This window comes from Burkholderia sp. AU30198 (assembly GCF_020419825.1).
Classification (GTDB): domain Bacteria; phylum Pseudomonadota; class Gammaproteobacteria; order Burkholderiales; family Burkholderiaceae; genus Burkholderia.
The window spans coordinates 232,957-246,623 of record NZ_JAIZSA010000003.1 but is presented as its reverse complement, the minus strand read 5'-3'; the positions used below and the strand labels follow the sequence as shown (position 1 = coordinate 246,623).

Sequence of the window (13,667 nt, the reverse complement as noted above, 5' to 3'; positions counted from 1 at the left end):
TCGCGCGGGCGGGCGGACCGCAATCGACGTGCGTGACGGGGCGGCGTGCATGGTTCGAGGGCGTGCGGAAGGCTCGCGACGGCGACGCTTACGTGCGCGGGTTGTATGCGTTGCACCAGCCGCCGTTCGCGACCCGTTTTCCGGCGAACAGCGGGCACGGTGCGGCCGGATCCGCGGCCTTGCCCTGGTACAAGCTGCAGCGGCCGCAGTCCTGGCCAGGGGTATAGCGCGCGAACGCGGTGCGGTTCACGTGAGCGGCGTCGGTGCGATAGCCGAGCGCTTTCGCGGCCGGATCGGTTTCGTCGAGCAGCGCGGGCGCGGCGGAGGCGGCACGCGGCAGCGCGGCGGCCGACAGCAGGCCGGCCGCGGCGACCATAAAGGTACGGCGGGAAGCGGGGAGGCGGGGCATCGGGTGTCTCGGTGTCGTTGGAGTTGTGGAACAGCGCGGAAGAATACGAACACGGGGCACCTGCACGCCGCGCGACCGTGTCGCGCGGCGCGGGTGTCGCTCAGTTCGGCGATGCGATCACACGTTCATCAGCACCGATTTCAACTCGGTGTAATGCTCGATCGCAGCGGCGCCCATTTCGCGGCCGAAGCCCGACATCCGGTAGCCGCCGAACGGCAGCGCCGGATCGAGTGCGCTGTGGCAATTGACCCAGACCGAGCCCGAGCGGATCTTCGGGATCATCCGGTGCGCGGCCGACAGGTTGTTGGTCCAGATGCTCGCGCCGAGGCCGTAGCGCGTGTCGTTCGCGAGGCGGATTGCATCGTCGATCGTGTCGAACGGCATCGCGACCAGCACCGGCCCGAAGATTTCCTCCTGCACGAGCGGCCCTTTCTGGTCCACGTCGACGAGCACGGTCGGCTTCACGAAGAAGCCCGGGCCGTATGCTTCGCCGCCGCATGCGAGCTGCGCGCCCAGTTCGCGGCCGCGCTCGATGTAGCCGGCCACGCGTTGTTGCTGCTTCGCCGAAATCAGCGGGCCCATGTCGACGGACGGGTCGAGCGCGTTGCCGAGCTTCATGTTGCTCGCGATGCCCGCGATGTCGCCGACCACGCGATCGAAGTGCTTGCGCTGCACGTACAGGCGCGAGCCGGCGCAGCACACCTGGCCGTGATTGAAGAAGATCGCGGTGGCCGCGCCCGCGGCCGCGACGGCCGGGTCCGCATCGTCGAACACGATCGTCGGCGACTTGCCGCCGAGTTCGAGCGTCACGCGCGTCATCGATTCCATCGCGGCCTTGCCGATCAGCTTGCCGACTTCGGTCGAGCCCGTGAACGTCAGCTTGTCGACGTCCGGGTGGTGCGCGAGCGCGGCGCCCGCTTCGGCGCCGGTGCCGGTGACGACGTTGAACACGCCGGCCGGATAGCCGGCTTCCTGCCCGAGCTCCGCGAGCCGCAGCGCGGTGAGCGGCGTTTCGTCGGCGGGTTTCAGCACCATCGTGCAGCCCGTCGCGAGCGCGGGGCCGAGCTTCCAGCACGCGAGCAGCAGCGGGAAATTCCACGCGACGATCGCGCCGACCACGCCGACCGCCTCGCGCCGGATGAAGCCGTGGAACTGGCTGTCGGGCATCAGCGGCATCGACACGTCGACGGTCGCGCCTTCGATCTTGGTCGCCCAGCCGGCCATGTAGCGCAGGAAGTCGATCGCCAGCTGCACGTCCATCGCGCGCGCGATCTGCGCGCTCTTGCCGTTGTTCACGCATTCGAGTTCGGCGAACTGCTGCGCGTCGCGTTCGAGCAGATCCGCGAGACGCCACAGCAGGTTCTGCCGTTCGCGCGGCCGCATGCGGCTCCATGCGGAATCGTCGAACGCCTGGCGGGCGGCGCGCACCGCGCGATCGACGTCGGCCGCGCCGGATGCCGGCACGCGACACAGTTCGTCGCCGGTCGCGGGGTTGTGGACAGCCAGGGTGGCGCCGCTTTCGGCGCCGCGCCACGTCTCGCCGATCAGCATCGACGGCGTGCGTGCGATGAACGACTGGGTTTGCGGAAGTAACGACAACGTTGCCTGCATGGAAGCTCCTAGCTCATCGGGGTTCGGGTGTCGAGGCGAAAAGCAGCTTCCATACCAACGTTGACGCGGCGGCCCGCATGCGCGCCGCACACGCCATGCGGCGCGGGGCGCGCGGGGTGATGACCCTCGATCGCGCACCTGCCCGGCATCGCGCCGCGTTCGCTGCGCGCCGTCTCAATTTGAGAATCAGGGTGCAACGTGAGACGCGACATGCGGCACGCATGCTGCCGGCCACGACCGCCACACCGCGGCAAAGGCACGCGAATGCCGGTTTGGCGCGTCGGTTTGAATCGGGATTTTCCCGAGCGTTCGGCGGTAAAAGCGCGTGTTTTCCTTATGGCAAACCCGACGTCGGCAATTGGCACGGCCTGTGCTTGAAGAGCATGAGACAAGCGCCGTAGCGCTGCAGGCCGGACGATTCGAGACCCCACGTAAAGGAGCAGAGCCTTGTTCAAGACTTTCATTCGACGCAGCCGGCCGCCCCGCGCGGCCGCGGCCGTCGCCGCCGCCGGTGCGCTCGCGCTGGCCTCGGGCGCCGCGCAGGCCCAGGCCCAGACGCCGCGCGACGCTCACGCGATCCTGAGCCAGACATGCGCGGCCTGTCACGCGGCCGAGTCGAAGGATTCGTGGAGCCGCATCAGCCATCAGCGCAAGACGCCGGAAGGCTGGCTGATGACGATCGCGCGGATGCAGACGATGCACGGTCTCACGATCAGCGACGACGAGCGGCGCATTCTCGTGAAGTACCTGTCGGATACGCAGGGTCTCGCGCCGTCGGAGACGAAGGACTTCCGTTACGCGCCCGAGCGCCGCCTGAACACGCAGGAGACCGTCGGCAACGAGGAATTCAAGCAGATGTGCGCGCGTTGCCACTCGGCCGCGCGCCCGCTGCTGCAGCGCCGCCCGGTCGCCGAATGGGACAAGCTCGTGAACTTCCACCTCGGGCAGTGGCCGTCGATCGAGTATTCGGCGATGGGTCGCGACCGCGACTGGCTGAAGATCGCGCTCACCGACATCGCGCCGATGCTCGCGAAGGACTACCCGTACAACAGCAGCGCATGGACCGCGTGGAAGCAGCACCATCCGCCCGCGACCGCGCTCGCCGGCACGTGGAGCTTCGGCGGCCACATGCCGGGCAAGGGCGATGCGTACGGCACGATGACCGTGAAGGGCGGCACGGGTGACCGCTTCGACGTCGAGCTGAAGGGCCGCTTCGCGGACGGCAGCCCGCTCGTCGGCACCGGCACCGCGACGCTTTACACCGGCTACGAATGGCGTGCGAGCGTGAAGGTCGGCGACACGACGATGCGTCAGGTGCTGATGGCGAGCGACGGCACGCTGCGCGGCCGGATGTTCGACGATGCGCACGATGAACGCGGCCTCGACTTCAACGCGGCGAAGCTCGGCAGCGCGCAGATCGTGGCAGTGCAGCCGGCTTACGTGAAGGCCGGCGAGGAGACCGACGTGACGATCGTCGGCGCGAACCTGCAAGGCACGCCCGCATTCGGCACCGGCGTGACGGTTGCATCGGTGCTCGAGCGCACGCCGCAATACGTGCGGGTGCGCGTGAAGGCCGCCGACGGCAGCGCGGCCGGCGCGCGCCGGGTGAGCGTCGGCGCCGCGCATGCGGACGGCTTCGCGGTCTATCGCGAGATCCACGACGTGAAGGTCGAACCCGACTACGCGGTCGCGCGCATCGGCGGCAACGGCGGCTCGACACCGAAGGTCGAAGGGCGTTTCGACGCGGTGGCATGGGGTGTCGATGGCGCGGGCAAGCCGTTCCGCATCGGCGTCGTGCCCGCGCAATGGTCGGTCACCCCGTTCGACGATCAGTCGAAGGGCGATCGCGACACGCAGTTCGCCGGCACGATGCAGGCGTCGACCGGCATCTTCACGCCGGGCAACGCGGGCCCGAACCCCGCGCGCCGGATGGGCACCAACAACACGGGCAACCTGAACGTCGTCGCGACGGTGACGGACGGCGCACGCACGGTGACGGGCACCGGGCACATGATCGTCGGCGTGCAGCGCTGGAACAACCCGCCGCTGCCCTGACCGATCCGCATCCCCGCGTGCCGGGCCGCGACGCGGCCCGGTCCGAATCCGACGAACGCAAGGAGAATCCGATGAGCGCCCTGTTGAACGTGGTTGAACGCAACGTGCACGAAGTGCGCGTCGACGACGAGCGCCTGATGTTTCATGTGCCGAGCAGCTCGCTGTTCGCGGCCGATCGCGTGACGGCCGACATCATCGACGCGCTGCGCGCGAGCAGCTGCACGGCCGACGAGCTGTTCGCGCGGCTGGCCGGCCGCTCGCCGCACGGCGAACTCGCCGAGACGCTCGGCGAGCTGATGGCCCTCGAGGTCGTCAGCGACGGCTCGCCGCTCACGCCCGAGATCGCGGTGAAGCGTGTCGAGCGCACCGCGATCGACACGGTCGTGCTGAACGTGAACACCGGCTGCAACCTGAGCTGCACGTATTGCTACAAGGAAGACCTCGACACGCCGTCCGCCGGGCGGCGGATGGACATCGACACCGCGAAGGCGTCGGTCGAGATGCTGCTGAAGGAATCGCCCGACCTGCCGCGCTACACGGTCGTGTTCTTCGGCGGCGAGCCGCTCAGCAACCGCAAGCTGATCGAGTGCATGGTCGAGTATTGCGAGCTGCGCTTCGGCGCGCTCGGCAAGCAGGTCGAGTTCGTGATGACGACCAACGCGACGCTGCTGACCGAGGAGATCGTCGACTGGCTCGACGCGCATCGCTTCGGGCTGTCGGTCAGCATCGACGGGCCGCGCTCGATCCATGACCTGAACCGCCGCACGGTCGGCGGCGCGGGCACCTACGACGTCGTGCGCCGCAAGGTCGAGATGCTGCTCAAGCGCTACCGCAGCCGCCCGGTCGGCGCGCGCGTGACGCTGACGAGCGGCGTGACCGACATCGAAGGCATCTGGGATCACCTGTTCAACGAACTCGGTTTCGCGGAAGTCGGCTTCGCGCCGGTCACGTCGGGGCAGCTCGATACGTTCAACCTGCAGACCGATGAACTCGCGCAGGTGTTCGCGAACATGAAGGCGCTCGGCCGGCGCTACCTGGCCGCCGCGCTCGAGAACCGCAACATCGGCTTCTCGAACCTGCACCAGTTGATCACCGATCTGCACGAAGGGCACAAGAAGTCGCTGCCGTGCGGCGCGGGGCTCAAGATGCTCGCGGTCGATCACAAGGGCGACCTGAACCTGTGCCATCGCTTCACCGGCTCCACGCTCCCGACCTTCGGCAACGTGCATGAGGGCGTCGCGCAGGCGGAGCTCAACGACTTCCTGTCGCAACGCCTCGAGCGCAGCGGCACCGGCTGCGAAACCTGCCGGATCCGCAACCTGTGCTCGGGCGGCTGCTATCACGAGAGCTATGCGCGTTACGGCGACCCCACGCATCCGACCTACCACTACTGCGAGCTGATGCGCGACTGGATCGATTTCGGCATCGAGGTCTACAGCCGGATCATCGCCGGCAACCCGGCGTTCATCGACAACCACATCACTCCGCGCAAGGCGAACTGACATGAAACATCTGAAGCCGCTCAACAACAAGGCGAAAAAGCTCGAGGAGGCCGTGCAGCAGGATCGCCTCGAGGAAGTCGTCGCGATGACGTCCGTCGCGGGCTGCACGTCGACGACCGATCCCGGCTGGGAAACGGACGTGTTCGGCGGGGTCGCGTCGCTGTGCCAGCCGATGGAGGCCGACCTGTACGGCTGCTCCGACCCGTGCTGGTGGCCCGCGCAGGTGCCCGACATGATGAGCACCTATCCCGACTGGAACAAGCACGCGACCGATTCCGGCGCGGACTGGCGCCAGCTCGGCAGCGTGTTCCCCAAAGACAAGTGATCCACCCGGCACCGATCAAGGATTCTCCATGCGATTCACGACACCCCTGAGCCGCGCGCTCCTCGCCGCCGCGCTCGCCTCGGCCGCGTCGCTGTCGGCCGCGGCCGACGGCGCGCTGCAGGCCGGCCACGAGTACCTCGCCGTCACGAACTATCCGAACAACCTGACGGTGATCGACACGGGCACCGACAGCGTCGTCAAAACCTGCTCGCTGCCCGACGCGTTCGGCCCCGGCACGATCCAGATCAGCCCGGACCGCACGCGTGCGTACGTGCTGAACAACCATTACGGCGACCTGTACGGTGTCGATCTCGATTCGTGCAAGACCGTGTTCCATGCGGAGCTCGCGGAAGCCGGCAACGAGCGTGCGCGCGCGATGTTCTCGGTCGGGCTGAGCCCTGACGGCAAGGAGATCTACAGCGTCGTCAACCCGACGAAGCTGAATCGCGACAGCTACGAAGTGCAGTCGCCGCGCCTGCAGGTGTACCGCACCGATGGCGGGCTCGACGCGAAGCCGGTGCGCACCTTCGCGGCACCGCGCCAGACGACGATGCTGCAGGCTGCGGACGACGGCTCGCTGTTCATCGTCGGCGCGGACATCTACCGGATGAACGTGCAGACCGGAAAGTACGACGTCGCGGTGCCGCTGCGCAACTGGAAGCAGCCGCTGCACGGCCAGCCGGACGTGCTGTACGTGTGGCCGCAGCAGCGTCCGCAGCATACGTTGAACCTGCTCTATACGGCCGACCGCTTCAAGGACGAGAAGAAGGACCAGGCCGCCGCGCAGACGATGTATGGCTACGTCGACATCGACCTGAAGACGGGCAACGCGACGGTCAAGGATTTCGCGCCGGTCACCGAGGTGTATTTCACGGGCGGACTGTCGCCGAAGGATCCGAACGCGATGTACGGCGTGCTGAACCGGCTCGCGAAGTACGACGTGAAGAACGAGAAGCTGGTCGAGGCCGCGCCGCTCGATCATTCGTATTACTGCCTGTCGTTCAATCGCGAGGGCAGCAAGCTCTACCTCGCGGGCACCTTCAACACCGTCGCGGTGTATGACGCCGATACGCTGAAGAAGCTGAAGGACATTCGCGTGCCGGGCGGCGACATGGCGATCACGACCGCGCAGATGTTTACACGATGATGCACGTGCCGGCCCGCGGGCCGGCGCGGCCGATCAGGAGACACCATGACCACCGCCATCGCCACCGGCGTGCCGCTCGACGGCCTGTCGATCGTGCGGGGCCGCACCGACGTGCCGCTGTCGGATGCGACCGTCGCCACGCTGCTGCACGACACCGCGTCGCGCTTTCCGGCGCGGACGGCCGTCGTGTTCCGCGAGCAGGGCATTCGCTGGGACTGGCGCACGTTCGCGCACGAGATCGACGTCCTCGCGGCCGGCCTCGTCGCACTCGGGATCGAGCCGGGCGACCGCGTCGGCATCTGGTCGCCGAATCGCGTCGAATGGCTGCTCACCCAGTTCGCGACCGCGCGCATCGGCGCGATCCTCGTCAACATCAACCCGGCCTACCGGCTCGCGGAACTCGACTACGCGCTGAACAAGGCAGGCTGCCGCGCGCTGATCGCGGCCGAGCAGTTCAAGTCGTCGAAGTACCTGGAGATGCTGCAGGCGCTCGCGCCGGAACTCGCGCATTGCGCGCCGGGCGAACTGCATGCCGCGCGGCTGCCGGCGCTGCGCATCGTGATCCGGATGGGCGACGGCCACACGCCGGGCATGCTGCGCTATCCGGACGTCGTCGCGCGCGGCCGCGACACGCTCGATGTCGCGCGGCTCGATGCGATCGGCGCGACGCTCGCGGCCGCCGATCCGATCAACATCCAGTTCACGAGCGGCACGACCGGCAGCCCGAAGGGCGCGACGCTCACGCACCGCAACGTCGTCAACAACGCGCGCTTCATCGCGATGGCGATGCGGTTCAGCGAGCAGGACATGCTGTGCATCCCCGTGCCGCTGTATCACTGCTTCGGGATGGTGCTGGCCGTGCTCGCATGCGTGTCGACGGGCGCGGCGATGGTGTTCCCGGGCGAGGCGTTCGATCCGGTCGCGACGCTCGCGGCGGTGGCCGACGAACGCTGCACCGCGCTGCACGGCGTGCCGACGATGTTCATCGCGGAGCTCGATCACCCCGAGTTCGCGACATTCGACCTGTCGACGCTGCGCACCGGGATCATGGCCGGCTCGCCGTGCCCGATCGAGACGATGAAGCGCGTCGTGTCGCAGATGCATCTGTCGGAAATCACGATCGCATACGGGATGACGGAAACGAGCCCCGTGTCGTTCCAGAGCTCGACCGACGATCCGCTCGAAAAGCGCACGACGACGGTCGGCCGCGTGCAGCCGCACTTGGAGGTGAAGATCGTCGATCCGGACGGGCGCATCGTGCCGGTCGGCGCGACGGGCGAGCTGTGCACGAAGGGCTATTCGGTGATGCTCGGCTACTGGGACGACGAAGCGAAAACGCAGGAAACGATCGTCGACGGCTGGATGCACACCGGCGACCTCGCGACGCTCGACGCGGACGGCTACTGCAACATCGTGGGCCGGCTGAAGGACATGGTGATCCGCGGCGGCGAGAACATCTACCCGCGCGAAATCGAGGAATTCCTGTTCCGCCATCCGAAGATCCAGAGCGTGCAGGTGTTCGGCGTGCCCGACGCGAAGTACGGCGAGGAGCTGTGCGCGTGGATCGTGCTGCGCGCGGACGAGCAGATGTCGGAGGACGACGTGCGCGGGTTCTGCCAAGGGCAGATCGCGCACTACAAGATTCCGCGCTACATCCGCTTCGTCGACGAGCTGCCGATGACGGTGACGGGCAAGGTGCAGAAGTTCGTGATGCGCCAGCAGATGATCGACGCATGGGGGCTGAAAGCCGCCGATACCGCGTAGTGCCTGACGGGCGGCCGCCGTGCCGCCCGCTACGCCTGCGATGACCGCCCGCCGGGCGGCTTTCCCTGCCGCCCCGTCCGCCCGGGGTAAAATGCGCGCCACGCCGCGATGTCGCGCGCGACGGACATTCCGCCGTTCCGACGAACGGCGCACGCAAATGCCCGGCGCCCGCACCGGGGCGTTCGAAGCGTCCCCCGCATGACAAGACCGCGCGAGGCAGCCGGCTGCCCGACAGGCACCCGATCCACGGATCGGCGGCTGCGTCGGCGCCCGGCGCGTCGCCGGCTTCCGATGCCCATCCTGCGCTTTCCCGACCGAACGGCACGCATACGGCCGGATTGTCCGATTCGTCTGATGAATGGCGTGCCGGCTTGCCGACGGTGTCCGGTGGTTCGCCGGGACCGTCGCGGGTTCATGCGCGGGCACGCTTCGTAACGGCATAAAGGCATAAAGGTTTCGACAGGGTCGAGTGGCGAGTTTTCCATCCAGAACAATGACGGTGAATAGAACAACAGCGTCGCCCGCACGGCGGCGGCGCGCGAAGGTCGGGCTTGGCGTCGGTCTCGGCATCACGCTTTTCGCGGCACAGGCCGCCGCGGCGCAGGGCGACACGCCGGCGCCGGACGCCGACGCGGCCGGCAGCGCGACGCTGCCGACGATCACGGTGAGCGGCGAGCGCGGCAATGCGCTGCGCGTACGCAACGCGTCGGTCGCGGGGCTCGACGACACACCGCTGCGCGATACGCCGGCGTCGGTGAGCGTCGTCACGCGCGCGCAGCTCGACGACCAGCAGGCGAAGCGGTTGAGCGACGTCGTGCGCAACGACGCGTCGGTCGTCAACGACTATGCGCCGGTCGGCTATTTCGAAGGCTTTGCGATCCGCGGTTTTCCGGTCGATCTCGCGAGCGCGATCCGGATCGACGGGCTGACGGTGTCCGGCGAGCAGAACGTGCCGCTCGAGAACAAGGAGCGTGTCGAGATCCTGAAGGGGCTCGCGGGCATCGACAGCGGCGTCGTCGCGCCGGGCGGCGTGATCAACTTCGTGACGAAGCGCTCGGCGAACGTCGCGAGCGTGACGGGCGGCGTCGACAGCCGCGGCTCGACGTCGGCGGCCGTCGATCTCGGCCGCCGCTTCGGCCCCGACAACCAGTTCGGCTTCCGGATCAATGCCGCGAAGGAGAACATGCACTCGTACATCGACGGCACGAACGGGCGGCGCACGTTCGGCTCGATCGCCGCCGACTGGGACATCAGCCCGCGCGCGAGCCTGCAGCTCAATGCCGAATTCCAGCAGTGGATCCAGCGTTCCGCGCCCGGCTACCAGTTGCTCGGCGGCACCGTCGTGCCGTCGATCAAGACGACGTCGAAGGCGCTCGGCACGCAGCCGTGGGCGAAACCGGTGACGACCGACGCGCTGAACCTGAATGCGCGCTTCGACTACCAGTTCAACGACGACTGGAAGGCCTACATTGCCGCCGGCCGCAGCCGCACGATGATCGACGACAACAGCGCGTTCGCGTACGGCTGCTCGTACGCGGCGAGTTGCACGGCCGGCGCGACGTCGCCGTTCTTCTTCGGCGCGAACGGCGACTACGACGTATACGACTTCCGCAGCCCCGGCGAATACCGGCGCAACGACGACCTGCGCGCGGTCACGACGGGCAAGTTCGCGACGGGGCCGCTGCGGCACGAGCTGACGCTCGGCGTGAGCGTGCAGCGCCGCGTCGTGAGCATGGCTGACGCCGTGTACGAAAACGTGGGTAGCGAAAATATCTACGGGCCCGATGTGACCTTCTCGCCGTCGGATAAAACGCCCGGGCCGTCGTATCCGCGCCTCGATGCGTGGCAGTACGGCGTGTTCGGGCTCGACCGCATCAGCATCGGCGAACACTGGCAGGTGCTCGCGGGCGGCAAGGAAGTGCTGCTGCGCCAGCGCAGCTGGAGCAGCCTCGACGGCGACACGACGCATACCGACCGCTCGGTGTTCCTGCCGCAGGTGGCGCTCGTCTACAAGCCGGTGAACGTGCTGTCGCTGTACGCGTCGTACAGCAAGGCGCTGTCGCTCGGCGACCAGGCGCCGGTGCGCGCGACCAACGCGTATGCGTTCCTGCCGCCCGTCGAATCGCACCAGATCGAGGTCGGCGCGAAATACGACTGGCTCGACCGGCTGAGCCTCACGGCTGCCGTGTTCTCGATCAGCAAGCCGTTCCAGTTCGCCGACCCGGACCCATCGGGCACGAGCTACACGTTCGTGCAGCGCGGCACGCAGCGGCACCAGGGGATCGAGCTGGGCGCAGCCGGGCGCGTGACCGAGCGCCTGGGGCTGACGGCCAGCGTCGCGGCGATCCGTGCGCGTGCGTACGATTCGGGGTCGCCGGCATACGAAGGGCACCAGATCATCAACGTGCCCGCGCTGCGCGCGTCGCTGTATGCGGACTACGCAGTGCCGGGCGTCGCGGGGCTGAACGTGCTGGGCGGCGTCGAGTACAGTGCGGCCCGCAATGCGAACGAGGAGGGCACCGCGCGCGTGCCGTCGTGGTTCGTGTTCAATCTCGGTGCGCGCTATACGACGAAGATCGGCGGCCATCGCACGGTGCTGCGCGTGTCGGTGGACAACCTGTTCAACAAGTTCTACTGGCGCGACGCGGGTGAGCAGCAGGGCGATGCGTACCTGTTCCCGGGGGCGCCGCGCACCGCGCGCGTGTCGTTGACTTATGATTTCTGACCGTCCGGAACCGGCCGCATGACGCGCGGCCCCGGCAGCTAACCTGGAGAGCACAGACGATGTCCCCACTCGAAATCGCCGGCGTGATCGTCAGCGCGCTCGCGATCTGGCTGACCGCGAAGCGGCGCATGCTGTGCTGGCCGGTCGGGCTCGTGTCGGTCGCGCTGTACGGCTGGATCTTCTTCGACGCGAAGCTGTATTCGGACATGCTGCTGCAGGGCGCGTTCGCGGTGCTGCAGGTGTACGGCTGGCAACGCTGGCTCGCGCAGCGCGCTAGCGAGGCTGACGGCAGCGCGGCACCGGCCGGTGACGTGGCACCCGTCACAGGCGTGCGGCCGCTGCAGATGCTGCCCGACCTGATCGCGGCCGTCGTCGGCAGCGCGCTGCTCGGCGGCATGATGGCGCGCTGGACCGATGCGGCGCTGCCGTTCGTCGATGCGTCGCTGACCGCGTTCAGCCTCGTCGCGCAATACTGGACCGCGCGGCGCTACATTGCGTCGTGGGGGCTGTGGATCGTCGTGAACGTCGTGTACGTCGGGATGTTCGTGTTCAAGGAACTGTATCTGACGGCCGGACTCTATGCGCTGTTTATCGGGCTGGCCGTCGTCGGCTGGCGCGACTGGAGCCGCACGGCCGCGGCGCTGCGCGCGGCGGCCGGCGGTGCGCTGGCAACGGGCGGCGGCGCGCGCTGATTCACGCTCACGCGCCGATCTGAATCAACCACGGAGCAATGTCGTTCATGTCATTCCCACTCGAGCCGGACGGATCCCTGTCGCGTGACGTCGCACCGCCGCAATTCGGTGTCGACGGCGAGCAGGCCGAACGCGACTGGCCGCTGATGACGCACGACGAAGTGGCGGCGGTGCTCGCACGCATCGACGGTGCCGGCGAGCCGGCGCGGTTGACGTGGCACAGCCCGCGGCAGTTCGCGGCGGCCGTGCTGGTGCAGATGACCGACGGGCGCGGGCTGTTCGTCAAGCGTCATCACGTGAGCCTGCGCGATGTCGAGGGGCTCAAGGAGGAGCATCGCTTCATCGCGCATCTGCGCGAACGCGGGATGCCCGTGGTGGACATTCTCGCGGATCGCGACGGCGCGACAGCGTTCGCGTCCGGCGACTGGACCTACGAGGTGCACGTGCGGGCGCCCGGCGTCGACCCGTATCGCGGCGTGATGTCGTGGCAGCCGTTCACGCATCCGTCGCATGCGTATGCCGCCGGACGCGCGCTGGCCGAACTGCATCGTGCGTCGGCCGGCTACGATGCGCCGGCGCGGCCCGTGCGCACACTGCTGTCGAGCTTTCGCGTGTTGTCGTCGCCCGATCTGGCGGGCGCGCTCGAACGCTGGGTCGACGCGCAGCCGCTGCTCGTGCGCGCGCTCGGCGCACGCGACTGGCGCGGTGACGTGGCCGACGCGATCGGCCCGTATCACGCGCGTCTCGCGCCGTTGCTGCCCGCGCTGCCGCCGTTGTGGACACACGGCGACTGGCACGCGTCGAACCTGCTGTGGACCGAGGCGGGGCCCGGCGCGCAGGTGCGGACCGTGCTCGATTTCGGGCTGTCGGATCGCACCTGCGCGGTGATGGACCTCGCGCTCGCGATCGAGCGCAATACGGTCGACTGGATGGCGCCGGCCGATGCACGCCGCGTCGAGTATGCGCAGATCGACGCGCTGCTCGACGGGTATGAGTCGCTCGAACCGCTGGGCGACGAAGCCTATGCGGCGCTGGTCGCGCTGCTGCCGATCGTGCATACGGAGTTCGCACTGTCGGAAGTCGCTTATTTCGGCTGCATCATCGATGCGCCGGCAATCGTCGACATCGCGTACGACGGCTACCTGATCGGTCACGCACGCTGGTTCGGCGAACGCGACGGGCGGCAATTGCTTGATTGGCTCGTGCAGCGTCGGCGGGTGAAGCAGGGAACTTCCTGATTCGCCTGCGGGGAATCGCCGCGCACGTGTGCCGATTCCCCGTACTCCCTATCTTCCGTGCGGCCGTCGCGCAGTACGTTCATCGAATCCTCCTGATCGCCGAAGCGGGACACGACTCCCGCAGGGCGCCGCACGCGTGCGCGCGGCCGCTCCCAACATGACGGAAATATCATCTTCGCCTCATGTTCGCACTGCGGCC

Annotated in this window: 10 protein-coding genes; 8 read left to right on the top strand and 2 right to left on the bottom strand. The window is 68.1% G+C overall.

Translation table 11 applies throughout. The features are described 5' to 3' along the window. Positions 1 to 88 precede the first annotated feature (88 nt). Both LGN19_RS10000 and LGN19_RS09995 read right to left on the bottom strand, forming a co-directional pair. Positions 89 to 409 (bottom strand): high-potential iron-sulfur protein, encoded by a 321-nt coding sequence (locus LGN19_RS10000; RefSeq protein WP_174958289.1) that lies wholly within the window; start codon positions 407 to 409, stop codon positions 89 to 91. Positions 410 to 526: 117 nt separating this feature from the next. Further along, complete coding sequence (locus tag LGN19_RS09995; protein ID WP_226214334.1) at positions 527 to 2,020, bottom strand: aldehyde dehydrogenase family protein; 1,494 nt, start codon at positions 2,018 to 2,020, stop codon at positions 527 to 529. A 447-nt stretch (positions 2,021 to 2,467) separates the two neighbouring features. Between LGN19_RS09995 and peaA the strand changes: the two genes are divergently transcribed. The 8 genes from peaA to LGN19_RS09955 all read left to right on the top strand — a co-directional run bounded on the left by peaA (position 2,468) and on the right by LGN19_RS09955 (position 13,468). Next, entirely contained in the window at positions 2,468 to 4,075 is a 1,608-nt protein-coding gene (gene peaA, locus LGN19_RS09990) for a quinohemoprotein amine dehydrogenase subunit alpha (RefSeq protein ID WP_226214333.1), read from the top strand. Positions 4,076 to 4,146: 71 nt separating this feature from the next. After that, positions 4,147 to 5,577 carry a quinohemoprotein amine dehydrogenase maturation protein gene (peaB, locus tag LGN19_RS09985; RefSeq protein ID WP_122949721.1) on the top strand — a complete coding sequence of 477 codons (1,431 nt, stop codon included), beginning with the start codon at positions 4,147 to 4,149 and terminating at the stop codon, positions 5,575 to 5,577. Between the two features lies 1 nt (position 5,578). After that, a complete protein-coding gene (qhpC, locus tag LGN19_RS09980; RefSeq protein ID WP_014900223.1) occupies positions 5,579 to 5,902 on the top strand; it encodes a quinohemoprotein amine dehydrogenase subunit gamma in 324 nt (107 codons plus the stop codon). A 28-nt stretch (positions 5,903 to 5,930) separates the two neighbouring features. Further along, positions 5,931 to 7,049, top strand: coding sequence for a quinohemoprotein amine dehydrogenase subunit beta (gene peaD / locus LGN19_RS09975; protein WP_175221695.1), 1,119 nt, complete (start codon positions 5,931 to 5,933; stop codon positions 7,047 to 7,049). A gap of 45 nt (positions 7,050 to 7,094) precedes the next feature. Then, entirely contained in the window at positions 7,095 to 8,813 is a 1,719-nt protein-coding gene (locus LGN19_RS09970; RefSeq protein WP_226214331.1) for an AMP-binding protein, read from the top strand. A 493-nt stretch (positions 8,814 to 9,306) separates the two neighbouring features. Beyond that, a complete protein-coding gene (locus LGN19_RS09965) occupies positions 9,307 to 11,538 on the top strand; it encodes a TonB-dependent siderophore receptor (protein ID WP_226214329.1) in 2,232 nt (743 codons plus the stop codon). Positions 11,539 to 11,597: 59 nt separating this feature from the next. Then, entirely contained in the window at positions 11,598 to 12,230 is a 633-nt protein-coding gene (gene pnuC / locus LGN19_RS09960) for a nicotinamide riboside transporter PnuC (RefSeq protein ID WP_124576161.1), read from the top strand. Between the two features lie 47 nt (positions 12,231 to 12,277). Next, positions 12,278 to 13,468, top strand: coding sequence for a phosphotransferase enzyme family protein (locus LGN19_RS09955; RefSeq protein ID WP_226214327.1), 1,191 nt, complete (start codon positions 12,278 to 12,280; stop codon positions 13,466 to 13,468). The last annotated feature ends 199 nt before the right edge of the window (positions 13,469 to 13,667 follow it).